A 21,068-nucleotide genomic window follows, 5' to 3' on the forward strand; every position below is an offset into this window, starting at 1 on the left:
CCCCTTTGGCCGGAGCGCTCCCTAGGGTCGGAACCAGGTCGAGGCGGAAGGATTATCTCAAGGTGGAGTGGGGCGTGGCGACGGCGCAAAGAACGGGTGACACCAACGCCGTAGAGCCGCCATCCGGGGCGGCGGCGCCCTATGACGAGATGATCACGGCGTCCGGCGACGTGCGCGAGCATTACGCAGCCCTCGATCAACGCATCGCCACCCTGGCCCAGGAGGACATGTCCGAGCGGCAGAGGACGCTGGAGCGCTTCTTCCTGCTGCAGGGGATCACCTTCACCGTCTACGGGGCCGAGAGCTCCACCGAACGGATCATCCCCACCGACCTGCTGCCGCGGATCATTCCGGCCGAGGAATGGGCGACCATCGAGGAGGGCCTGACCCAGCGCCTGCGGGCGCTCAACATGTTCCTGGCCGATATCTATGGCGAGCAGCAGATCCTGATGGACGGGGTGGTGCCGCGCGACCTGGTGCTGATGGCCCCCTCCTACCGGCGGGAGATGCAGAACCTCTATGTGCCCCACCAGGCCTACGCCAATGTCTGCGGCTCGGACCTGATCCGCCAGCCGGACGGCGCCTTCGCCGTGCTGGAGGACAATCTGCGGGTGCCCTCGGGGGTCTCCTACATGCTGGCCAACCGCGAAGCCTCAAAGCGGACCTTCCCCGGCACCTTCCGCGCCTCCAACGTGCGGGCCATCGACCGCTATCCGGACCTGCTGCTGACGACGCTCAAGGGCATGGCGGCCGACTGGCGGCCCAATCCCCAGGTCGTGGTGCTGACGCCCGGCGTCTACAACTCGGCCTATTACGAGCACGCCTACCTGGCCCGCCTGATGGGCGCGCCCCTGGTGGAGGGCCGCGACCTCGTGGTCCACGACAATATGGTCTACATGCGGACCACCACCGGCCTGCGGCGCATCGACGTGATCTATCGCCGGGTGGACGACGACTTCATCGATCCCCTCACCTTCCGCCGCGATTCCGGGCTCGGGGTCGCGGGGCTGTTCAACGCTTATCGGGCCGGAAACGTGGTGATCTGCAACGCGCCGGGCACCGGGGTCGCCGACGACAAGGCCGTCTACGCCTATGTCCCGGAGATCATCAAATACTACCTCGGCGAGGACGCCATCCTGCCCAATATCGAGACCTTCCTCTGCCGCGAGCCCGCCCAGCTCAGCCATGTCCTGGCCAACCTGGACAAGCTGGTGGTCAAGGCAGTGGGCGCGTCGGGCGGCTACGGCATGTTGATCGGACCCCACGCCAGCGCCCAGGAGCGCAGCGATTTCGCCGACGCCCTGCGGGCCGACCCGGCCAACTACATCGCCCAGCCCACCATCCAGCTCTCCACCGCGCCCTGCCTGATCGACGGCCAGATCGACCCGCGCCACGTCGACCTGCGACCGTTCATCCTGTCGGGGGAGAAGATCATCGTGACGCCGGGGGCGCTCACCCGCGTGGCCCTGAAGAAGGGCTCCCTGGTGGTGAACTCCAGCCAGGGCGGAGGTTCCAAGGACACCTGGATCCTGGCCGGCGACAGTCAGGACGTTCAGCCATGATGCTCGCCCGCGTGGCCGACAGCCTCTACTGGATGGGGCGCTATGTGGAGCGCGCCGAGCACATGTGCCGCCTGTCGGACGTGATGCTCAACGCCACCCTCGACCGCACCGAGGCCGCCAGCCAGGTGGCCCGCATCGTCCTGGCCGCCGTCGGCGACAACGACCCCGCCAAGGCCAACGCTCCCTATGACGCGGCCCTGTCCCTGGCCCTGGACCGGGAAGACGGCGGCTCCATCACCACCTCCCTGGCCCGCGCCCGGGAGAACGCCCGCCAGGTCCGCGACCAGATCACCACCGAGACCTGGGAACGCCTGAACCTGATCTATCTGCGGGTCACCGGCCCGGGGGCGGCCAAGCAGTTCGCCGACGGCTCCTCGGCCTTCCTGCACGACATCATCGCCGACCTGCACCTGTTCAAGGGCGCCGCCGACGCCACCATGAGCCATGGCGAGGGCTGGCGGTTCCTGCTGCTGGGGGTCCATCTGGAACGGGCCCAACTGATCGGCCGCCTGCTGGAGGTCTGTTTCGGCGACCGCCGCCGGCCGCTCACCGACCACTTCGCCCTCACCAGCCTGCTGCGCATGAGCTGCGCCCTGGAGCCCTATCTGCGGCGCTACACCGCCGACGTGCGCCCCGAGCTGATCCTGGAGTTCCTGATGTTCGACGAGGACTTTCCCCGCTCGATCCGGTTCTCCACCGCCCGCATCGAGGAGCACCTGTCGGCCGCCAGCCGCTATGTGGACGCCAGCAAGGCGGGGCCCGAGCGCCTCGCCGGTCGCCTGAAGGCCCGCCTGCAATATGCCGACGTCGAGAACATGGAGCTGGTGGGCGCCGGCGCCCTGCTGTCGACCGTGCTGGACGAATGCCAGGCGATCCACACGGCCATCTACGACACCTTCGTCGCCTATTCCCTCGAGATGCGGTTGCCAGCCTGATGCTTTTGGAAGTGCGCCACGTCACCCAGTACCACTACGCCGCCAATGTGCGCGAAAGCGTCATGGAGCTGTGGATGCAGCCTCAGAAGGGCGCCCGCCAGCGGCTGGTGAGCTTCGACCTGGAGCTGGACCCGCCGGCCCAGCTGTTCTCCTACGCCGACGCCTTCGGCAACGCCGTCTACCATTTCGACGTGCCCCAGCCCCACGACCGGCTGAGCATCCTGGCCCGCTCGGCGGTGGAGACCCAGGCGCCGGCCACCCTCCCCGTCGCCCTGGACACCGGCGAGTGGGACCGGCTGAAGAGCGACTTCGTGCGCGGTGAGAACTTCGACTTCCTGCACCACCACGGCTTCGCGGTGGAGACCCAGGCCCTGAAGACCTTCGTCGCCGAGGCGGGCATCGACCAGCTTCGGGTGCGCGACCCGCTCACCGCCGTGCGCGAGCTCTCCACCATCATCTACCAGTCCTTCGGCTATGAGGCCGGCGTCACCGACGCCGAGAGCCCCATCGACCTGGCGCTGAACGCCAAGCGCGGGGTCTGTCAGGACTTCGCCCACATCATGATCGCCATCTGCCGGTCGTGGGGAATCCCGGCCCGCTACGTGTCGGGCTACCTGTTCACCGACCGAAAGGGCGGCGACCGCTCCGATCCCGACGCCACGCACGCCTGGGTGGAGGTCTTCCTGCCCTCCCTGCGCTGGGTGGGCCTGGACCCCACCAACAATGTCGAGGCCGGGGAGCGCCACATCGCCGCCGCCGTGGGCCGCGACTACAACGACGTGCCGCCGTCACGGGGAGTCTACAAGGGCGAGGCCGAGAGCCAGCTGGCGGTGGGGGTGTCGGTGCGCCGGGCGCGCGCCGCGCTCACCGAGCCGGAGTTCATCCGGGTCGCCCAGCCGTCCTTCAACCGCACGGGACGCCGCCGCGGCGCGCCCGGGTCCCTGCAGTACGATCAGCAACAGCAACAACAGCAGTAGCGACTACAGGCGGAAGAGCGTCACTCCGAGCAGGAAGGCGCCCACCGCGATGAAGCCGACCTCAACCATCATCGCGCGCCGTGGCGAGGTGCGGAGGGTCACGAGAAATCGGAGCAGATGATCCATGTGCGGCATAACGCCGCCAAATAGTGAATCTCTCGTTAAAGTTGAGAGGGCGCCGTTACGCGCTGAAGATGTATGAGCGCTGGACGGTCAATCCGATGCGCGCGCCGGGCGCCAAACCCTCCGACGCATTGCGTTCGAAGGCCGCCTCGATCCGCTGGCCGCCGGGGGTCTTGCCCTCGATCCGGGCCACCGGACCCTGCACGTTTATCCGATCGGCGGTGATGTAGAAACTCTCCTGCCCCGCCGCCGCACGGATCAGGTCGTGCGGGCGGATATAGGCGATCGCCGCACCCTCGGCCGCGGCCGGCGCCGGGACGGCGACCTCCCCGGCCTGGAAGCGACCGGCCCGGACCGTCCCCTCCAGCCGGTTGGCCTCGCCGACGAACCCGGCCACGAAGGCGCCTTCCGGCTCGTCATGCACCTGCTGCGGGGTGCCCACCTGCTGGATGACGCCGTGGTTCAGGATGGCGACCCGGTCGGCCAGCTCGAGGGCCTCCTCCTGGTCGTGGGTGACGAAGATGGTGGTGACGCCGGTGGCGTCGTGGATGCGGCGCAGCTCCTTGCGCAGGGACTTGCGCACGGTGGCGTCCAGGGCGCCGAAGGGCTCGTCCAGCAGCAGGACGCTGGGGCTGACGGCGAGCGCCCGGGCGAGCGCCACCCGCTGGCGCTGGCCGCCGGACAGCTGGGCCGGGTAGCGCTTTCCGAGGCCCGGCAGCTCCACGAGGTTCAGCAGTTCCTCCACCCGCCGGGCGATCTCCGCCTTGGGGGGCTTGGCCGCGCCCTTGCGGACGTCGAGGCCGAAGCTGATGTTGCGGGCCAGCGTCATGTGGCGGAACAGGGCGTACTGCTGGAAGACGAAGCCCACCTGGCGCGCCGCGGCGCTGGCATAAGTCATGTCCTGGCCGTCGAACAGGATCTGGCCCTTCTCGGGGAACTCCAGGCCGGCGATGGCGCGCAGCAGGGTGGTCTTGCCCGAGCCCGACGGGCCCAGCAGGGCCAGCAGCTCGCCGTCGGCGATCTCCAGGCTCACGCCGTTGAGCGCAGGGTAGCGGCCGAAGGTCTTCTCCACCGAGCGGATGGAAATGGTCATGGGGTCTCTTGGTCAGTGACGGGCCGGCCGCGACTGCGGCTGGACCATCTCGAGCAGGGTCTTCAGGGCCAGGGTGACGATGGCCAGGAAACAGAGAAGGGCGGCGACGGCGAAGGCGCCGACGAAGTCATACTCGTTGTAGAGGATCTCCACATGCAACGGCATGGTGTTGGTCAGGCCCCGGATGTGGCCCGAGACCACCGACACCGCCCCGAACTCGCCCATGGCGCGGGCGTTGCAGAGCAGGACGCCGTAGAGCAGGCCCCAGCGGATATTAGGGGCCGTGACGCTCCAGAAGGTGCGCAGGCCCGACGCCCCCAGGGAAACGGAGGCCTCCTCCTCGTCCACCCCCTGCTCCTGCATCAGCGGGATCAGCTCGCGGGCCACGAAGGGGAAGGTGACGAAGATGGTCGCCAGGATGATGCCGGGGATGGCGAAGATGATCTTGATGTCATGGTCGATCAGCCAGTCGCCGAACCAGCCCTGGGCTCCGAACACCATCACATAGATCAGGCCCGCCACCACCGGCGAGACCGAGAACGGCAGGTCGATCAGGGTGATCAGGAAGCTCTTGCCCGGAAACTCGTGCTTGGCCACGGCCCAGGCGGCGCAGACCCCGAAGGCGGCGTTGAAGGGGACGGTGACGCCCGCGGTGATCAGGGTCAGCTTGATGGCCGCCACGGCGTCGGGATTGCGGATGGCCTCCAGGGCCGGCGCCCAGCCCTTGCGCAGGGCCTCGTAGAAGACCGAAACCATGGGCAGCAGCAGGATGAAGGCCAGGAAGAGGGCCACCACCGCCAGGATCACCGCCTTGACCCAGGGGGCGTCCTCGTTGGCGCGGCGCGGGCTCACGCCGACCGCCGTCGGGCCCAGCCCTGGATGGCGTTGATGACGAAGAGCATCAGGAACGAGGCCGCCAGCATCACGACCGCGATGGTCGCCGCGCCTGCGTAGTCGTACTGCTCCAGCTCGATGATGATCAGCAGGGGCGCGATCTCCGACTTGTAGGGCATGTTGCCGGCGATGAAGATCACCGAGCCGTATTCCCCGATGCCCCGGGCGAAGGCCAGGGCGAAGCCGGTGAGCCAGGCCGGCGCCAGGGCCGGGAGCACGACGCGCGACAGCGTGTCCAGACGTCCGGCGCCCAGGCTGGCGGCGGCCTCCTCCACGTCGGCCGAAAGGTCGCGCATGACCGGCTCGACCGTGCGCACCACGAAGGGCAGGCCGATGAAGATGAGCGCCACCACCACCCCGAGGGGGGTGAAGGCGATCTTCCAGCCCAGGGGCGCCACCAGCGAACCCACCCAGCCGTTCTCGGCGTAGAGGGCGGCGAGCGCGATGCCCGCCACCGCGGTCGGCAGGGCGAAGGGCAGGTCGATCAGGGCGTTGACCACCCCCTTGCCGGGGAACTCATAGCGGACCAGGACCCAGGCGGTGGCCAGGCCGAACACCCCGTTGATCAGGGCCGCGATGAAGGCCGCCCCGAAGGACAGACGGTAGGCGGCGAGCGCCCGCTCGGAAAAGGCGGCGTCCAGGAAGTCCGGAAAGCTCTGCTGCGTGGCCTTCAGGGCGACCGCCAGCATCGGGATGAGGACGATGGTCGACAGGAGGGTCACCGTGACGCCCAGGCTGAGCGCGAATCCCGGGATCGCCGACCGGCGTCGGAGGAAGGGCCGGCGCGTCCCGGCGGACGCCGTCGTCAGGGCCTTGGCGGTCATGTCGCGCTCGGAGCCTCGGGTTTCGCACAATAGCGCCGCCCCGCAGACCTGGATCACCTGCCGCGCGGCGGAGACACGAGCTAATTCCTAGTGAGTCTATCGCCAATGTAGAATTTCTGAAGACGAGACCTGAAAGCCTGCCCACCGCCCACGAGAAAGCCCCGCCCTCATAGAGAGGACGGGGCTGCCGACACGCTAGGGTGGGCTTGGGGCCTAGCGGCCGTAACCGTTGCTCAGCACCTGGACGATCAGGCCGGTGGCCAGGGCGGCAAGGACGTAGTCGTTGTCGGCCCGGACCCAGCGATAGCCGCGGGGCGGCTGACGCAGGCCGTAGCGGCCATAGTCGCTCACATAGTAGTTGGCGCCGCGATACTGGCTCGGCAGGCGCTCGCCGCGGCGCCAGGCATGGGCGCGGTGATGGTGTTGGCCGCTGCGATTGTCCCAGCCGCTGCGCCGATCATCGTAGCGGTTGTCGTAACGGTTGTCGTAGCGAGCGTCGCGCCGGTCGTCGTAGCGGGCGTCGCGCTGGTCCCCGTAGCCTTGCTGATACTGGCCTTGGTACTGGCCCTGATAGTCGCGCTGATACTGCGCAGGCTGGGCCATGGCGGCCGTGCCGCCCAGCAGGGAGAGGGCCAGGGCGGCGGCGATTGCGCGTTTCATGAGCGTGTCCTTTCGGGGGAGCTTCAAGCCGGGTGGCTGTCGGCGTTGTTCCCAAGATGCGACTCCCGCCCTGAACCCGTTTTGAACGAGCCTGGTCATCCCCCGTTCATCACGATCGGGGCGCCTAGAGCACCGGCGGATCGCGCTCGACGGGCGAGAACACGAAATCACTATGGGTTCCGGCCTGGGCGTTCTCCCGGATCATGGCGTAGCCCGCCTTGTCGATCAGGATCAGGGCTTCGGCGGTGTTGAAGTTCATCACCTCGATAACCAGGAGGGGCCGATGCCTGGCCAGGAACGCCTCGGCGCCCCGCAGGACTCCGATCTCACCGCCATCAACATCCACCTTGAGCAGGCCGCAGGACGGCAGGTCGAGGCTGTCCAAATTCATGGCGGGCACACGGGTGAGGGAGCTGTCGGACTCCTTGGACACATTGGAATAGTCGTTGCGGATGTAGTTGAAGAACACGTCCCCGTCGGTGTCGGAGACCGCCTTGCCGAGGTATCGAAGATCCACCAGCCCGGAGAGATCGGCGTCTTCCACGGCCTTGCGCAGCAGCGGCGCGAGCCGTGGATTGCACTCAAAGGGGGTCACCTGGCACCCCAACTCGCCCGCGAAATAGAGGGTGTGATTGCCGATGTTCGCGCCCACATCGACGACGTGATCGCCCCGGGACATCAGGGGGGCGAGGCGCTGCAGGGTCTGGATCTCGTAGAACTGGCCGGCGGCGTGGCGCAGGGCGATCGACAGGTTGGTGGGCTCGAAGGGAAAGCGGTAGGTTCGGGCCGCGCCCTGGACCACCACCTCGCGGGCGCCCTCGAGATACAGCCTCGCCAAATCGCGAGCGCCGCCGACCATGCTGGGCGCCAGACGTTCGACGACGGCGCGCTCCCCCAAGGCGATGGCGCAGAATAGAGCCGTCTTGGCTTCCTCGGCCACGCCCGGGTCGGTCCGCCAGAAGCCCTCGTAGACCTCCAGGGCGCCTGCCATGTCGCCGGCGCTGAACCTTTGGGACAAGCGCTGGCGGCGCCCTTCCCCCGTCACCGCCTCGAGCCGGTCGATCAGGCCCAGAGCCTTCGCATGGTCGGAATTGGCCTGGGCGAACCTCATCGCCACGTCCAACTCGACGGCGTCCTCCAGGGGGAAGTCCGCGACGAGGTCCAGGATGGCCTGCGCCTGGGCGAGACGATTGCATTCACGGTAGGCCACGGCGGCCAGCAGGTTCTGGTGACGATTCAGCAGGCGCTTGTTGGGCATGCCCGCATAGATGTCGGCCAGGACCTGGTAGTGGCCCGCGGTCCCCAGGGCCCGGAAGACGGTGTTGACGCCGTGCGGCGACCAAGGGTCTTGCTGGAAGGCCAGCAGGGCGTAGGCCACTTCGCGGTGCTGATCGCCGAGCCACCGATGCACCAGGGCCAGGTTGTTGGACGCCCCATGGTCGCCAGCCCTCGACCTGGGCTCAAGATCGGCGAAGACCTCGGCCTGGCGGCCGGCGCGGACAAGGGCGGCGATATCCATGGGTCATTCCTGCGCGGGCTGGGGCGATCACCGTCACCCTTCTGTCTGACCGTCGCCTGATTGTGAAGCGGTCGCCGCGCCGGGACATTCCCGCGTCGGAGACGAGCCCTCCGACGGTTTGGTAGGCCGGGTGGGGGTCGAACCCACGACCATTCGATTAAAAGTCGAATGCTCTACCACTGAGCTACCGGCCCTAAGCGCGGCGAGCAGATGCGCGCCGGGCGAAGCGGCGCGGACCATAGGGTGCGTCCCTGCCCTGGGCAAGGCCACGCACGGGCTTTCCAAGGCGCGGAGCCAAGCTGTACAATTGATCTATGCGCGCGCCCCCGTCCGTTCTTCCCATCCTGGTCCTCGTCGGAGCCTGCACCACCGCCCCGGCCGACGGATCGCCGGAGATCCAGACCAGCTCGGCGGCCAATCGCGAGAGCGTGCAGGGCGCGGTCGCCTCGCCCCTGCGGGACGTCAATGTCCTGCGGACCAAGATTCCCCAGGTGCTGCTGGACGCCATGGCCGATCCCTACGCCCTGCCGATCCCCACCAACTGCGCCCGGATCACCGGCATGATCCTGCCGTTGAACGGGGCCCTGGGCGCGGACCTCGACGAGCCGGTGGAGGACGAGGACGACCTGATGGTGCGCGGGCGCGGCGCGGCGCTCGGAGCGGTGGCCGGCGCGGCCTCGGGGCTGATCCCCTTCCGGGGCTGGGTGCGGAAGCTCTCCGGCGCCGAGCGCCATGACGGCCTGGTCACAGCGGCGATCAACGCCGGCGCGGTGCGGCGAGCCTATCTGAAGGGCCTGGGGGAATCCCGCGGCTGCAAGCCGCCCGCGACACCCTCCCACAGCCGGGTCGAGCGCGAGCCGCCGATGAGCGAGACCCTGAAGCCCCGCTTCCCGATCCGCTAGCTGGACAGCCGGCTCTTGAAGTCTCGCCGGAACGTCTCGAACCGGCCCTCGGCGATGGCGTCGCGCATGGCCGCCGTCAGGGCCTGGAAGAAGGCGATGTTGTGCCAGGAGAGCAGGACCTGGCCGAGAATCTCCTCGGACTTCACCAGGTGGTGCAGATAGGCCTTGGAATAGTGGCTGGAGGCCGGACAGGCGCTGGTCTCGTCCAGGGGCGTGTCGTCCTCGGCGAAGCGGGCGTTCTTCAGGTTGACCGCGCCTTCCCAGGTCCAGGCCTGGCCGTGGCGGCCGGAGCGGGTGGGCAGGACGCAGTCGAACATGTCGACGCCGCGGGCCACGGCCTCCACCAGGTCGATGGGCTTGCCCACCCCCATCAGATAGCGCGGCCGATCGGCGGGCAGCATCGCGGGCGCATAGTCCAGCACCTCGCACATGGCCTCGTGCCCCTCCCCCACCGCCAGGCCGCCCAGGGCGTAGCCGTCGAAGCCGGTCTCGATCAGGCGCTCGGCGGATTCCCTGCGCAGGTGCTCGAAGGTCGAGCCCTGCTGGATGCCGAACAGGGCCTGGCGGTCGCGCTCCCCGAAGGCGGCCTTGGAGCGCTGGCCCCAGCGGGCCGAGAGCAGCATGGCCTCGCGCGCCCGGTTCTCCTCCGCCGGCCAGGCGACGCACTCGTCCAGCTGCATGACGATGTCCGAGCCCAGCAGGTCGGCCTGGATCTCGATGGAGCGCTCGGGGGTCAGGACGTGCTTGGAGCCGTCGATATGGCTCTGGAAGGCCACCGACTGCTCGGTGACCTTGGCGATCTTCGACAGGCTCATCACCTGGAAGCCGCCCGAGTCGGTGAGGATCGGTCTGTCCCAGCGCATGAAGTTGTGCAGGCCGCCCAGGCGAGAGACCCGCTCGGCGCCCGGCCGCAGCATCAGGTGATAGGTGTTGCCCAGGATGATATCGGCGCCCGTCGACGCCACCTGGTCGACGGTCAGCGCCTTGACCGTGGCCGCCGTCCCCACCGGCATGAAGGCGGGCGTCCGGATGTCGCCGCGGGCGGTCTTCAGAACCCCGGTGCGGGCCTTGCCCTCGGTGGCGGTGATCTGGAAGGGGAAGACGCTCAAGGGTTCGCCCTCCAGAGCAGGCTGGCGTCGCCATAGGAATAGAACCGGTAGCCCGTGGCGATGGCGTGGGCATAGGCCGCGCGCATGGTCTCGTAGCCGGCGAAGGCGCAGACCAGCATGAACAGGGTCGACTTGGGCAGGTGGAAGTTGGTCATCAGGCCGTCGACGACCCGGAACCGGTAGCCGGGGGTGATGAAGATGGCGGTCTCGGCGGCGAAGGGGCCGACGACGCCATCCTCCCCCGTGGCGCTCTCCAGCAGGCGCAGGGAGGTGGTGCCGACGCAGACGACGCGGCCGCCGGCCGCCTTGGCGGCGTTGAGGGCGTCGGCGGTTTCCTGAGCCACTTCACCGTATTCGGCGTGCATCCTGTGATCGGCCAGATCGTCGGTCTTCACCGGCAGGAAGGTGCCGGCGCCCACATGCAGGGTGACGAAGGCGACGCCCACGCCCTTGGCCTTCAGCCGCGCCATCAGCTCCGGCGTGAAGTGCAGGCCGGCCGTGGGGGCGGCGACCGAGCCGTCGTCGCGCGCGTAGACGGTCTGGTAGTCGGCGCGGTCCTGTTCGTCCTCCGCGCGCTTGGCGGCGATGTAGGGCGGCAGGGGCATGGCGCCCCGCTCGGCGATGGCGGCGTCCAGGTCCGGCCCCATCAGGTCGAAGGACAGGGTCAGCTCGCCGCCCTCCCCCTTTGCGGTGATGGTGGCGTCCAGCTGGCCCAGCAGGCAGGCGCGGTCGTTGGTCTCGCCGAAGGCGACGCGGTCGCCGACGGCCAGACGCTTGCCCGGCTTCATGAAGGCGGTCCAGCGGCTGGGGGACAGGCGGCGGTGCAGGGTGGCCTCGCAGGCCTGTCGGTTCTCGCCGCGATAACGGGTCCCCTTCAGCCGCGCGGGGATCACCCGAGTGTCGTTCAGCACCAGGATGTCGCCGGCGCGAAGCTGCTCGGGCAGGTCGGCCACGGTCAGGTCGGCCAGGGGCTGGCCCGGCGCCACCCGCAGCAGGCGGGCGGAATCCCGCGGGCTGACAGGCCGCAGGGCGATGTGGTCGTCGGGCAGGTCGAAGTCGAAATCGGCGAGTTGCATGTGGGGGCGTGAAGGCCATGTGCGCCGTCACGCGTCAAGCGCCAGACCATGCTAGAGGCGAGGCATGGGATTCCTCCGAGTCGCGATTTCCGGCCTGGTCGCCGGCCTGATGTTCGCCCAGGGCCTGGTCTGCGCCGTCGCCGCCCTGGTCGCCCAGGGCGGGCGGATTTCGGCGCGGGCGGATATCCTGACCCACTTCGCGCCCTTCTGGCTGGCGGGCGCGGTGGTGGTGGCGGCCTACGCCCTGCTGCTGGCGCCGAGGCCGCTGCGGACCATCTTCCTGACCCTGGGCGGGGTGGGGGCTATCGCCGCCGGATCGCTGGTCCTGCCGGAGTATGTGCGTCCCATGAGCCCGCGCGCGCCTGCCGGCGCGCCGCATCAGCTGAAGCTGGTCCAGTTCAACGTCTGGGGCCGCAACACCGACCTGTCCGACACCGCCCGATGGATCGTCGACCAGGACCCGGACGTGGTGGTGATCGAGGAGGCGACGCCGGCCATCCGCGACGCCATCCTGCAGCGGCGCGCTTATCACGTGGTCTGCGGCAAGTGCCAGGTGATGATCTTCAGCAAACTGCCAACCATCGACAGCGGGGTCGTCGACACGCCCCACGGCCTGCCGCGGCCGCCGATCGCGCGGGGGGCCTATCACAGCGCGTCAGGCGACTTCACCGTGGTGGGCACCCACTACACCTGGCCCACCAAGGGCTCTCTGCAGCAGCAGCAGGGTCAGCGCCTGGCCTGGATTCTCGCCCAGTATCCCAAGGACGCCATGATCCTGGCGGGGGACTTCAACTCCACGCCCTGGTCCTTCTCTCGCCGGCGCGAGGACGCGATGTTCGGCCTGGAGCGGCGTACCCGGGCGCTGTTCTCCTGGCCCGCCGGAGAGGTGTCGCACGAGCGGGTGAAGGTTCCCTTCCCCTTCCTGCCCATCGACCAGGTCTATGCCGGCAAGGCCTGGCGGACGGTGAGCGTCAAGCGCGGGCCGAGGCTGGGCTCGGACCACTATCCGGTGATCGTCACCCTGGCGCGCGCCCCCTAGAGGGCGCGGCGGGCCTTGGCCAAGGCCCGCTCGGCCTTGCGGCGGTCGGTCTCGTAGCGTTCGGAGTCCTCAGCCTCGCGGTCGTCGAGGGCGGCGCGCTGCGCAGCGAGTTCGGCGGCGGCGCGCTCGTGTTCGGCCTCCAGGTCCGCCAAACGCCGCTCGGCTTCCTCGACCTTCCGCAAGGCCGCCTTGGACGGGCCCTTGGGCTTGGCGGCCCTGGGCAGGGCCGCCGGCAGGGCGTGGCTCCTGGCCGGCCGGCGCAGCACCTCACCCGGCTTGGCCAGGGCGGCCTGCATCAGTTCGGGATCGTCGGTCTCTTGGGCCGACCCGGTGGCGAACAGGTCCTGGTGCGCACCCCAGGCGGCGAGCGCCTTGGGGCGTGAGCTGGCGGCGACCACATAGTCGGCCAGGCCGTCGGAGGTGACGAAGACCTTCAGCTTGGCGGCCATCCCAGCTCCCTCAGGCCAGGGAGGCGATCTCCCGGGCGATATTGGCCCGCGCCACGTCCTCGAAGAGGGCGCGGAAGGCCGGGTCGGGATAGATAACCGGGGCGTCGAGGAAGTGTTGCATCACCTTGGCCCGGCCGGCGCGCCAGGCCTCGTCGGGGACGTGGGCGTACTCCTCGCGCACCCGCTGCGCATAGGCGTCGTAGTCCAGCGGCGCGGCCGCCAGGATGGCCAGGTCGATGGAGACCAGGATCTCCCCCAGCCGGTCCTCTTCCTCCACCACGTGACAGGCGGTCAGGCGGATCAGCCGGGCCACCTCCTCGCGGGCGTGAAGGGAGATGTCGAGGTCGCGGAGATCGCGCTTGGCCATCTCCGCGCTCTTCGCCTCGTTGTCCGAGGCGGTCGGATCATAGACCGCGTCGTGCCACCAGATGGCGTAGGTCAGCACCTGGCGTTCGGAGTCCATGAGGTCGGGAACCTGGTCGAGCAGCGCCAGGCACTGCTCGATGTGGGTCCGCGTATGATAGCGCCGATGCGGTTCCGCATAGGCCGCTTCAAGCTCGGGGGTCACGCGTCGGCCGCGACCTTCATGGAGACGATCTTGCCAGGCGCGCGCGGCGGCTCGCCCTTGGGCAGGCCGTCCACCAGGTCCATGCCCTCGATGACCTCGCCCCAGACGGTGTACTGGCCGTCCAGGAACTTGGCGTCGTCGAAGCAGATGAAGAACTGGCTGTTGGCCGAGTTCGGGTTGTTGGTGCGGGCCATGGAGCAGACGCCGCGGACGTGGGGCTCCTTGGAGAACTCGGCGGTCAGGTTCGGCTTGTCCGAGCCGCTGGTGCCGGTGCCGGTGGGGTCGCCGCCCTGGGCCATGAAGCCCGGGATCACGCGGTGGAAGACCACGCCGTCATAGAAGCCCTCGCGGGCCAGTTCCTTGATCCGCTCGACGTGGCCTGGCGCCAGGTCCGGGCGAAGCTTGATCGTCACCGGGCCGCTTTCCAGCGTCATGATCAGGGTATTTTCGGCGTCCATTACTTCACCTCTGAGGGAATCTTGATTGCGCAGGCCGTGAAATCGGCGCCCATCGCGCCGCGCACATTGGCGACCTCGGCCTTGAACCAGGCGCTGTTGGGGTCGATCACCCGGACCTTGGGGCGTTCGGCGGCCGGAATATCCGCCATCACGCGGACCTTCAACATCTTATCGGGATCGACCACCGGTTCGCCCACCTTGATGGCGCGGACCACGTCGAGGCCCGAGATCACCCGGCCGAAGGCGGTGTAGCGCTTCTCCAGGGACGGATAGGCCTGGCGCATCAGGAAGAACTGGCTGTTGGCGCTGGCCTCGCTCTCGCCGCGGGCCATGCCGGCGACTCCGGGGCAGTAGAGGCCCCAGCCGGAAATCTTGCCGTCCTTGGTCATGGGCATGAGCATCGAGCTCTGGGTCATGACCGGCAGGGCGCCGATGAAACCGATCTCCGCCACGGTCTGGTCGGCGACCTGGACGAAGGGGGTCTGGGGGCCTCGGCGGAAGGTGAACTCGGCCTCCAGGTCCGGCTTGTCGGAATTGCCCTCGCCGGTGTCCTTGGGGTCGCCGGTCTGGGCCATGAAGGCGTCGATCACCCGGAAGAACAGGCGGCCGTCATAGAGGCCCGTGCGGGTCAGTTCCTTGACCCGGACCACGTGGTTGGGGGCGACCTCGGGAGACAGCTCCACCAGGATGCGGCCCTTGGTGGTGTCGATCACCAGGACGTTCTCGGGATCGGGGGTGCGCCAGTCGGCGGCGGTGGGCGCGCCGGGCGCCGGGGGGACGACGGGCGCGGCCGGAGCCTTGGCCTTGGGCGCGGCGAGCGCGGAGCCGGCGAGCGCCAGGACGGCGGTGGAGATCAGGAGGGTGCGGATCATGGTCTCTCTCCTAGCGGCGCGCGGCGAAGACCGCCACCCCCCGCCCGCAGGCAAGTTCGGGCGCCCCGTGGGGATCTGAAGGGGGTCGGGAGTGCGCTCGGAGATCGGACTACTTCGCGGCCGCGACCTTGGCCAGCAGGGCGTCCTTGACCCCGGGGCTGACGAACTTGCCGACCTCGCCTCCAAGGATGGCGATCTCCTTCACCAGCTTGGAGGACACCGCCTGGTGGCGAGGGTCGGCCATCAGGAACACGGTCTCGATGTCGCGGTCGAGCTGCTGGTTCATGGCGGTCATCTGGAATTCGTATTCGAAGTCGGCCACGGCCCGCAGGCCCCGGACGATGACGCTGGCCCCCATCTCGCGGGCGAAGTGGATCAGCAGGCCCTCATAGGGCTGGACCACGATCTCGATATCCTTGGGCAGGCCGGCGGCCAGGTCGCGGAGAATGGCGACCCGCTCGTCGAGGGTGAACAAGGGCCCCTTGCCGGCGTTGATCGCCACGCCGATCACCAGCTTGTCCACCAGCTTCACGGCCCGCCCGATGATATCGGTGTGGCCGTTGTGGATCGGGTCGAAGGTGCCCGGATAGATCCCGACGCGGGTGACCATTCGCCTGTATCCCCCAACTGTTCTTGCCTTCGGCTTTCGCCGGGCGGGGCGATGAAAGCAAGCGCTAATTGTTCGGGGCGGCGTGGGCCGAGAGACCGGCCGAGGCTTGCGCCCGGCGCTGAAGGAGCCGAACCTCCGCCGCGCGCAACACCAAGTGGCGCTCGGCCTTCCTCTCGGGCGTCATCGTCGGATGAACGGCCACCAGAGCCGGAGGAACACCATGTCCCAACCCACCCTCGACCGCCGGTTGCTGATCGGCGGACTGGCGCTGGCCGGCGCCGCGACGGCGAGCGTCGGATCGGCGCAGACACCGCCGGGGAGCGCGCCCGCCTTCACCCCGCAGCCCCTGCCCTTCGATCCCAAGGGCGTGCCGGGACTGTCGGAGAAGCTGCTCGTCAGCCACCATGACAACAACTATGTCGGCGCCGTGAAGCGACTGGGCGCGATCCGCGGCGAGTTCGCCAAGCTCGATCCCGCCACCGCGCCGGGCTTCATGCTCAATGGCCTGAAGCGCGAGGAACTGATCGCTTGGAACTCGATGATCCTGCACGAGGTCTATTTCGCGGGCCTCACCGGCGGCGCGGTGGCCAGCCCCGCCCTGGCCCAGGCCATCGAGCGCGACTTCGGCAGCCGCGACCGGTGGGCCGCGGAGTTCTCCGGCATGGGCAAGGCGCTGGGCGGAGGGTCCGGCTGGGTTCTGCTCACCTACAGCCGGCGTGATGGGCGGCTGGTGAACACCTGGGCCGCCGACCACACCATGACACTGGCCGACGGCGCCCCTCTGCTGGCGCTCGACATGTATGAGCACGCCTATCAGATGGACTATGGCGCCAAGGCCGGCGACTACGTGAACGCGGTGATGAAGGCCCTCTCCTGGAGCCATGCCAATGACGCCTTCCGCCGGGCCAGCGCGCCGTGACCCGAGGCCGAACCGGCAGCGGCGCCGCAACTGATCTGCGACGCCGCTTCGGTGTCTAGACTTCCGCCGGACCGGCGTCGGGCGTTTTTTCGGCTAGGTCATCGTCGCCGCCGCCCTGGTCGGCCAGACGTTCGACCGAGACGACGTGCTCGTCCTGGGCGGTGCGGAAGATTGTCACGCCGGAGGTGTTGCGGCTGATGACGCGGACCTGGGCCACCGGGGTGCGGATGAGCTGGCCCTGGTCGGTGACCAGCAGGATCTCGTCGAACTCCTCCACCGGGAAGGAGGCGGCCAGACGTCCGCCCTTGCCCTTCTTGGTGAGGTCCTGGGCCAGCAGACCCTGCCCGCCGCGGCCGGTGCGGCGGAACTCGTAGGCCGAGCTGCGCTTGCCGTAGCCCTCGGTGGAGACGGTGAGGATGAACTCCTCGGCCGCCCCCAGTTCGGCGATGCGGTCGCCCGACAGGGCGGCTTCCTCGCCGGCCTCGTCCTCGTCCTCGGGCGCCGCGGCGTCCTCGACGTCCTCGCCCTCGCCGGAGACGGCGCGGCGCATGGCGTTGGCGTGCTTCACATAGGCCGCGCGTTCGGCCGGGGTGGCGTCCACCGAGCGCAGGATGGCCATGGAGATGACGCTGTCGCCCTCGGCCAGGCGGATGCCGCGCACGCCGGTGGATTCGCGGCCGGCGAAGACCCGGACCTCCTCCACGGCGAAGCGGATGCAGCGGCCGAGCGCGGTGGTGAGCAGGACGTCATTGGCCTGGGCGTTGCAGACGCCGACGCCGATGATGGAGTCGCCCTCGTCCAGCTTCATGGCGATCTTGCCGTTGCGCTTGATGCCGACGAAGTCCGACAGCTTGTTGCGTCGCACGCCGCCGGAGCGGGTGGAGAACATGACGTCGTACTGATCCCAGGTCGCCTCGTCCTCGGGCAGGGGCAGGATCGAGGTGATGCTCTCCCCCGGCTCGATGGGCAGCAGGTTCACGAAGGCCTTGCCGCGCGAGGTGGGGGTGCCCACCGGCAGGCGCCAGACCTTAAGCTGGTAGACCTTGCCGCCTGAGGAGAAGAACAGCATCGGGGTGTGGGTGTTGGCCGAGAAGACGCGGGTGACCGCATCCTCGTCCTTGGTGGACATGCCCGAGCGGCCCTTGCCGCCGCGATGCTGGGTCCGGTAGGTCACCAGGGGGGTGCGTTTCACATAGCCGCCGTGGGTCACGGTGATGACCATGTCCTCGCGGGCGATCAGGTCCTCGTCCTCGACGTCGGCGTCGCCGTCGACGATCTCGGTGCGGCGCGGCACGGCGAAGGCGGCGCGCACCGCCACCAGTTCCTCGCGAACCACGGCCATGATGTTGTCGCGCGAGGACAGCAGGCTGAGGTGACCCTGGATGGCGCCGGCCAGGCTCTCGGCCTCGCCGAAGATCTCGTCACGGCCAAGGCCGGTGAGGCGCGAGAGGGTCAGGGCCAGGATGGCGCGGGCCTGTTCCTCGGTCAGCCGGATCAGGCCACCCTCTTCCAGGACCGTGCGCGGGTCGGCGATCAGCTCGACCAGGGGCATCATGTCGCCGGCCGGCCACCCCTTGGCCACGATGCGCTCACGCGCCTCGGCCGGGTCCTTGGACGAGCGGATGATGTGGATGAACTCGTCGATATTGGCCACGGCGATGGCCAGGCCCACCAAGACGTGGCCGCGGTCGCGGGCCTTGGAGAGTTCGAACTTCTCGCGACGGACCACGACCTCTTCGCGGAAGTCGATGAAGGCCACGATCATCTCGCGCAGACCCATCTGCTGCGGACGGCCGCGGTTCAGGGCCAGCATGTTGACGCCGAAGGAGCTCTGCAGCGGGGTGAAGCGGTAGAGCTGGTTCAGCACCACGTCGGCCGAGGCGTCGCGCTTCAGCTCGACGACGACGCGCATGCCCTGGCGGTCGCTCTCGTCGCGCAGGTCGGCGACGCCCTCGACGCGCTTTTCCCGCACCAGTTCGGCGATGCGCTCCACCAGGGAGGCCTTGTTCACCTGGTAGGGGATGGCGGTGATGATGATGGCTTCGCGGTCCTTGCGGACCTCTTCGATGGCGGCCTTGCCGCGCATGATCACCGAGCCGCGCCCGGTCATCAGGGCGGTGCGCGCGCCGGTGCGGCCGATGATCTCGCCGCCGGTGGGGAAGTCGGGGCCCGGAACGATGTCCAGCAGCTCGTCGGTCCCGATCTCGGGATTGTCGACATAGGCCAGGCAGGCGTCGACGATCTCGCCCAGGTTATGGGGCGGGATGTTTGTGGCCATGCCGACGGCGATGCCGCCCGCGCCATTCACCAGCAGGTTGGGGATGCGCGACGGCAGGACCACGGGCTCATGCTCGGAGCCGTCGTAGTTGTCCTTGAAGTCGACCGTGTCCTTGTCGAGGTCGGCCAGGATGGCCATGGCCGCCTTGGTCAGGCGGCACTCGGTGTAGCGCATGGCCGCCGGCGGGTCGTTGTCCACCGAGCCGAAGTTGCCCTGACCATCGATCAGCAGCTGGCTCATGGAGAAGGGTTGGGCCAGGCGCACCAGGGTGTCGTAGATCGCGAGGTCGCCGTGCGGGTGATACTTACCCATCACGTCGCCGACGACGCGGGCCGACTTCACATAGGAGCGGTCAGGGGTGTGCCCCTGCTCGCTCATGGAGAACAGGATGCGGCGGTGCACCGGTTTCAGGCCGTCGCGTACGTCGGGCAGGGCGCGGCTGACGATGACGCTCATGGCGTAGTCGAGGTAGGACTTCTTGAGTTCGTCCTCGATGGCGATAGGGGCGATGCCCCCGCGCCGGCCGTCGTCCGGAGGGATGGTGCTGTCGTCGCTCAAGGGGAATTTTTCGCCGTTGGAATCGGACTGGAAATCAGAGTTCAGTTGTTAACATCCCAGGACCCCCGAGGCCAACCTTCGTGAGCCCGGGAAACGCCTTAGGAGCCGCCATGAGATATGCCCTGCTCGGACTGATCGCCAGCGTGACCGCGACCGCGGCGCTCGCCGCCACACCGCCGGCCAACCTTCGGATCGACTTGAAGAATTCCACCGGCGGCTCCGCCGGCGTCGCGACCCTCACCGCCGCCCCGAACGGGGTGCTGCTGAAGCTGGAGGTCAAGGGCCTGACCCCCGGCTGGCACGGCCTGCATTTCCACGAGAAGGGCGACTGCTCGGCGGCCGGCTTCACCTCGGCCGGCGCCCACGTCCATGGCCAGGCCAGCGTGGTCCATGGCCTGCTGAACCCCGACGGCAACGAGGCCGGCGACTTGCCCAACCTCTATGTGGCCGCCGACGGGACCGGGACCGCCGAACTGTTCTCCACCTATGTCACCCTGGGGGGCGGCGGGGCCAAGCCCGACCTGATGGACGCCGACGGCTCGGCCCTGGTGATCCACGCCAATCCCGACGACCACAAGGCCCAGCCGATCGGCGGCGCGGGGCCGCGCATCGCCTGCGCGACGATTCCCAAGGGCTAGGCCGTCAGACCTCGCGGCCGGGCCCGACAGGCCGCCGCGAGGTCCCTCCCCGCGCCGGCGCTTGACGGGTCTCCAAGGCGGGTCTATTTAACCGATAGGTTATTTAAAGGACTCGTTAAATGCAGGTGGCCACCGACCCCTTGAGCGCGACGCTCTCGGCCCTGGCCGACCCCACCCGCCGGGCGATCCTGGCGCGGCTGGCCGAGGGCGAGGCCACGGTGGGGGAACTCGCCGAGCCCTTCGACATCAGCCTGCCGGCGGTGTCGCGACACCTGAAGGTTCTGGAGGCGGCGGGCCTCATCTCCCGGGGCCGGGAGGCCCAGTGGCGGCCCGCCCGCCTGGAGGCGGGGCCCTTGAAGGACATCGCCAGCTGGCTGGAACACTACCGCCGCTTCTGGGATGGCAGCTTCGACAAGATGGACGCCTACCTAGCCGAACTCACCAAAGGAAAGCCCCATGGCCGCAAGCATTGAGGTCGGCCGCCCGGCGCACGGCGCCGCCCTGCCCGACGACGAGCTGTTCATCGTCCGCGCCTTCGCGGCGCCCGCAGCCCTGATCTTCCGCCTCTGGGAAGACCCCGTGCACCGCGCCCGCTGGTGGGGGCCCAAGGCGGTCACCTGCGCCCATTTCACCCACGAGTTCCGCGAGGGCGGCGCCTGGCGTGGTTGCATCATCTCGGCCCAGTTCGGCGAACAGTGGCAGGGTGGCGTCTATCGCGAGATCGAACGCGACCGGAAGATCGTCTTCAGCTTCGCCTGGGACTCCGGCCCCACCGGCGGGGCGGAGAGCCTGGTCACCGTCACCCTGGCCGAACGCAACGGCATGACGGTGCAGACCTTCCACCAAGCCCCCTTCGCCAATCTCGAGCGGCGCGACAACCACCTCGTCGCCTGGAGCCTGCTGTTCGACCACGAGCAGGCCTACGCCGAGGCCCTGGCCCAAGGCGGCGTCCCATGATCCCCCATCCCAGGGGCCGGGCGTCCGCGCCGGGCCGCCTCACTGTCT

23 protein-coding genes and 1 tRNA gene are annotated in these 21,068 nt (G+C 68.9%); 9 read left to right on the plus strand and 15 right to left on the minus strand.

Annotated features, from left to right (window positions below):
• Window positions 1-149 precede the first annotated feature (149 nt).
• The 3 genes from ACO06I_RS07125 to ACO06I_RS07135 are packed head-to-tail and all read left to right on the plus strand — an operon-like array spanning window position 150 to window position 3,474.
• Window positions 150-1,562 carry a circularly permuted type 2 ATP-grasp protein gene (locus ACO06I_RS07125; RefSeq protein ID WP_421933607.1) on the plus strand — a complete coding sequence of 471 codons (1,413 nt, stop codon included), beginning with the start codon at window positions 150-152 and terminating at the stop codon, window positions 1,560-1,562.
• Window positions 1,559-2,497, plus strand: a complete 939-nt coding sequence (locus ACO06I_RS07130) for an alpha-E domain-containing protein (protein WP_421931884.1) — start codon at window positions 1,559-1,561, stop codon at window positions 2,495-2,497. The genes ACO06I_RS07125 and ACO06I_RS07130 overlap by 4 nt, the downstream gene beginning before the upstream one ends.
• Complete coding sequence (locus tag ACO06I_RS07135; protein ID WP_421931885.1) at window positions 2,497-3,474, plus strand: transglutaminase family protein; 978 nt, start codon at window positions 2,497-2,499, stop codon at window positions 3,472-3,474. The genes ACO06I_RS07130 and ACO06I_RS07135 overlap by 1 nt, the downstream gene beginning before the upstream one ends.
• 3 nt (window positions 3,475-3,477) lie before the next feature.
• Here ACO06I_RS07135 and ACO06I_RS07140 read toward each other — a convergent pair whose 3' ends face one another.
• From ACO06I_RS07140 to ACO06I_RS07170, 7 genes are all read right to left on the minus strand, one after another.
• Window positions 3,478-3,600 carry a hypothetical protein gene (locus tag ACO06I_RS07140; protein ID WP_421931886.1) on the minus strand — a complete coding sequence of 41 codons (123 nt, stop codon included), beginning with the start codon at window positions 3,598-3,600 and terminating at the stop codon, window positions 3,478-3,480.
• A gap of 55 nt (window positions 3,601-3,655) precedes the next feature.
• Window positions 3,656-4,690 carry a sulfate/molybdate ABC transporter ATP-binding protein gene (locus ACO06I_RS07145; RefSeq protein WP_421931887.1) on the minus strand — a complete coding sequence of 345 codons (1,035 nt, stop codon included), beginning with the start codon at window positions 4,688-4,690 and terminating at the stop codon, window positions 3,656-3,658.
• 12 nt (window positions 4,691-4,702) lie between these two features.
• Window positions 4,703-5,542 (minus strand): sulfate ABC transporter permease subunit CysW, encoded by an 840-nt coding sequence (gene cysW, locus ACO06I_RS07150; RefSeq protein ID WP_421931888.1) that lies wholly within the window; start codon window positions 5,540-5,542, stop codon window positions 4,703-4,705.
• On the minus strand, window positions 5,539-6,408 hold the full coding sequence (cysT, locus tag ACO06I_RS07155; protein WP_421931889.1) for a sulfate ABC transporter permease subunit CysT: 870 nt from the start codon (window positions 6,406-6,408) through the stop codon (window positions 5,539-5,541). The genes cysW and cysT overlap by 4 nt, the downstream gene beginning before the upstream one ends.
• Before the next feature lie 213 nt (window positions 6,409-6,621).
• Window positions 6,622-7,068, minus strand: a complete 447-nt coding sequence (locus ACO06I_RS07160; protein ID WP_421931890.1) for an RcnB family protein — start codon at window positions 7,066-7,068, stop codon at window positions 6,622-6,624.
• Between the two features lie 124 nt (window positions 7,069-7,192).
• A complete protein-coding gene (locus tag ACO06I_RS07165) occupies window positions 7,193-8,587 on the minus strand; it encodes an FkbM family methyltransferase (RefSeq protein ID WP_421931891.1) in 1,395 nt (464 codons plus the stop codon).
• Between the two features lie 119 nt (window positions 8,588-8,706).
• A tRNA-Lys gene (locus ACO06I_RS07170) sits at window positions 8,707-8,781 on the minus strand.
• Window positions 8,782-8,901: 120 nt separating this feature from the next.
• On the opposite strand from ACO06I_RS07170, the gene ACO06I_RS07175 reads away from it, so the two are divergent.
• Window positions 8,902-9,489, plus strand: a complete 588-nt coding sequence (locus tag ACO06I_RS07175; RefSeq protein ID WP_421931892.1) for a hypothetical protein — start codon at window positions 8,902-8,904, stop codon at window positions 9,487-9,489.
• Here the strand turns inward: ACO06I_RS07175 and tgt are convergent.
• Together tgt and queA are read right to left on the minus strand one after the other, a co-directional pair.
• Window positions 9,486-10,598 (minus strand): tRNA guanosine(34) transglycosylase Tgt, encoded by a 1,113-nt coding sequence (gene tgt, locus ACO06I_RS07180; protein ID WP_421931893.1) that lies wholly within the window; start codon window positions 10,596-10,598, stop codon window positions 9,486-9,488. The genes ACO06I_RS07175 and tgt overlap by 4 nt on opposite strands.
• Window positions 10,595-11,674: a tRNA preQ1(34) S-adenosylmethionine ribosyltransferase-isomerase QueA gene (queA, locus tag ACO06I_RS07185; RefSeq protein ID WP_421931894.1), complete on the minus strand. Its 1,080-nt coding sequence runs from the start codon at window positions 11,672-11,674 to the stop codon at window positions 10,595-10,597. The genes tgt and queA overlap by 4 nt, the downstream gene beginning before the upstream one ends.
• Window positions 11,675-11,738: 64 nt before the next feature.
• Here queA and ACO06I_RS07190 point away from each other — a divergent pair, with 64 nt between their 5' ends.
• Window positions 11,739-12,713, plus strand: a complete 975-nt coding sequence (locus ACO06I_RS07190) for an endonuclease/exonuclease/phosphatase family protein (protein ID WP_421931895.1) — start codon at window positions 11,739-11,741, stop codon at window positions 12,711-12,713.
• On the opposite strand, the gene ACO06I_RS07195 is transcribed toward ACO06I_RS07190, so the two are convergent.
• The 5 genes from ACO06I_RS07195 to coaD form a co-directional block, all read right to left on the minus strand.
• Window positions 12,710-13,162, minus strand: a complete 453-nt coding sequence (locus ACO06I_RS07195) for a hypothetical protein (RefSeq protein ID WP_421931896.1) — start codon at window positions 13,160-13,162, stop codon at window positions 12,710-12,712. The genes ACO06I_RS07190 and ACO06I_RS07195 overlap by 4 nt on opposite strands.
• Before the next feature lie 10 nt (window positions 13,163-13,172).
• Window positions 13,173-13,730 (minus strand): phosphohydrolase, encoded by a 558-nt coding sequence (locus ACO06I_RS07200; protein ID WP_421931897.1) that lies wholly within the window; start codon window positions 13,728-13,730, stop codon window positions 13,173-13,175.
• Window positions 13,727-14,188, minus strand: a complete 462-nt coding sequence (locus ACO06I_RS07205) for a peptidylprolyl isomerase (protein WP_421931898.1) — start codon at window positions 14,186-14,188, stop codon at window positions 13,727-13,729. Before ACO06I_RS07205 ends, ACO06I_RS07200 begins: the two co-directional genes overlap by 4 nt.
• On the minus strand, window positions 14,188-15,060 hold the full coding sequence (locus ACO06I_RS07210; RefSeq protein WP_421931899.1) for a peptidylprolyl isomerase: 873 nt from the start codon (window positions 15,058-15,060) through the stop codon (window positions 14,188-14,190). The genes ACO06I_RS07205 and ACO06I_RS07210 overlap by 1 nt, the downstream gene beginning before the upstream one ends.
• A 109-nt stretch (window positions 15,061-15,169) precedes the next feature.
• Window positions 15,170-15,670, minus strand: coding sequence for a pantetheine-phosphate adenylyltransferase (coaD, locus tag ACO06I_RS07215; protein WP_421931900.1), 501 nt, complete (start codon window positions 15,668-15,670; stop codon window positions 15,170-15,172).
• Between the two features lie 220 nt (window positions 15,671-15,890).
• On the opposite strand from coaD, the gene ACO06I_RS07220 reads away from it, so the two are divergent.
• Window positions 15,891-16,589 carry a superoxide dismutase gene (locus ACO06I_RS07220; RefSeq protein WP_421931901.1) on the plus strand — a complete coding sequence of 233 codons (699 nt, stop codon included), beginning with the start codon at window positions 15,891-15,893 and terminating at the stop codon, window positions 16,587-16,589.
• A gap of 55 nt (window positions 16,590-16,644) precedes the next feature.
• Here the strand turns inward: ACO06I_RS07220 and gyrA are convergent, their stop codons facing one another.
• Window positions 16,645-19,425 (minus strand): DNA gyrase subunit A, encoded by a 2,781-nt coding sequence (gyrA, locus tag ACO06I_RS07225; protein WP_421931902.1) that lies wholly within the window; start codon window positions 19,423-19,425, stop codon window positions 16,645-16,647.
• 110 nt (window positions 19,426-19,535) lie between these two features.
• On the opposite strand from gyrA, the gene ACO06I_RS07230 reads away from it, so the two are divergent.
• From ACO06I_RS07230 to ACO06I_RS07240, 3 genes are all read left to right on the plus strand, one after another.
• The gene (locus ACO06I_RS07230) at window positions 19,536-20,063 is read left to right on the plus strand and encodes a superoxide dismutase family protein (RefSeq protein WP_421931903.1); all 528 of its coding nucleotides are present in this window, start codon (window positions 19,536-19,538) and stop codon (window positions 20,061-20,063) included.
• Window positions 20,064-20,182: 119 nt separating this feature from the next.
• Complete coding sequence (locus ACO06I_RS07235; RefSeq protein WP_421931904.1) at window positions 20,183-20,536, plus strand: ArsR/SmtB family transcription factor; 354 nt, start codon at window positions 20,183-20,185, stop codon at window positions 20,534-20,536.
• Entirely contained in the window at window positions 20,520-21,020 is a 501-nt protein-coding gene (locus ACO06I_RS07240) for an SRPBCC family protein (RefSeq protein ID WP_421931905.1), read from the plus strand. Before ACO06I_RS07235 ends, ACO06I_RS07240 begins: the two co-directional genes overlap by 17 nt.
• Window positions 21,021-21,068: the final 48 nt, after the last annotated feature.

Source organism: Phenylobacterium sp. (assembly GCF_965229015.1).
GTDB lineage: Bacteria > Pseudomonadota > Alphaproteobacteria > Caulobacterales > Caulobacteraceae > Phenylobacterium.

Coding starts and splice junctions, on each gene's coding strand:
- ACO06I_RS07205 (WP_421931898.1), bottom strand. CDS start 14,188: ATGGACGCCGAAAATACCCTGATCATGACGCTGGAAAGCGGCCCGGTG.
- ACO06I_RS07220 (WP_421931901.1), top strand. CDS start 15,891: ATGTCCCAACCCACCCTCGACCGCCGGTTGCTGATCGGCGGACTGGCG.
- ACO06I_RS07235 (WP_421931904.1), top strand. CDS start 20,183: ATGCAGGTGGCCACCGACCCCTTGAGCGCGACGCTCTCGGCCCTGGCC.
- ACO06I_RS07145 (WP_421931887.1), bottom strand. CDS start 4,690: ATGACCATTTCCATCCGCTCGGTGGAGAAGACCTTCGGCCGCTACCCT.
- coaD (WP_421931900.1), bottom strand. CDS start 15,670: ATGGTCACCCGCGTCGGGATCTATCCGGGCACCTTCGACCCGATCCAC.
- queA (WP_421931894.1), bottom strand. CDS start 11,674: ATGCAACTCGCCGATTTCGACTTCGACCTGCCCGACGACCACATCGCC.
- ACO06I_RS07195 (WP_421931896.1), bottom strand. CDS start 13,162: ATGGCCGCCAAGCTGAAGGTCTTCGTCACCTCCGACGGCCTGGCCGAC.
- ACO06I_RS07165 (WP_421931891.1), bottom strand. CDS start 8,587: ATGGATATCGCCGCCCTTGTCCGCGCCGGCCGCCAGGCCGAGGTCTTC.
- ACO06I_RS07135 (WP_421931885.1), top strand. CDS start 2,497: ATGCTTTTGGAAGTGCGCCACGTCACCCAGTACCACTACGCCGCCAAT.
- ACO06I_RS07190 (WP_421931895.1), top strand. CDS start 11,739: ATGGGATTCCTCCGAGTCGCGATTTCCGGCCTGGTCGCCGGCCTGATG.
- ACO06I_RS07230 (WP_421931903.1), top strand. CDS start 19,536: ATGAGATATGCCCTGCTCGGACTGATCGCCAGCGTGACCGCGACCGCG.
- ACO06I_RS07140 (WP_421931886.1), bottom strand. CDS start 3,600: ATGGATCATCTGCTCCGATTTCTCGTGACCCTCCGCACCTCGCCACGG.
- cysT (WP_421931889.1), bottom strand. CDS start 6,408: ATGACCGCCAAGGCCCTGACGACGGCGTCCGCCGGGACGCGCCGGCCC.
- ACO06I_RS07175 (WP_421931892.1), top strand. CDS start 8,902: ATGCGCGCGCCCCCGTCCGTTCTTCCCATCCTGGTCCTCGTCGGAGCC.
- ACO06I_RS07210 (WP_421931899.1), bottom strand. CDS start 15,060: ATGATCCGCACCCTCCTGATCTCCACCGCCGTCCTGGCGCTCGCCGGC.
- ACO06I_RS07240 (WP_421931905.1), top strand. CDS start 20,520: ATGGCCGCAAGCATTGAGGTCGGCCGCCCGGCGCACGGCGCCGCCCTG.
- ACO06I_RS07160 (WP_421931890.1), bottom strand. CDS start 7,068: ATGAAACGCGCAATCGCCGCCGCCCTGGCCCTCTCCCTGCTGGGCGGC.
- ACO06I_RS07130 (WP_421931884.1), top strand. CDS start 1,559: ATGATGCTCGCCCGCGTGGCCGACAGCCTCTACTGGATGGGGCGCTAT.
- ACO06I_RS07125 (WP_421933607.1), top strand. CDS start 150: ATGATCACGGCGTCCGGCGACGTGCGCGAGCATTACGCAGCCCTCGAT.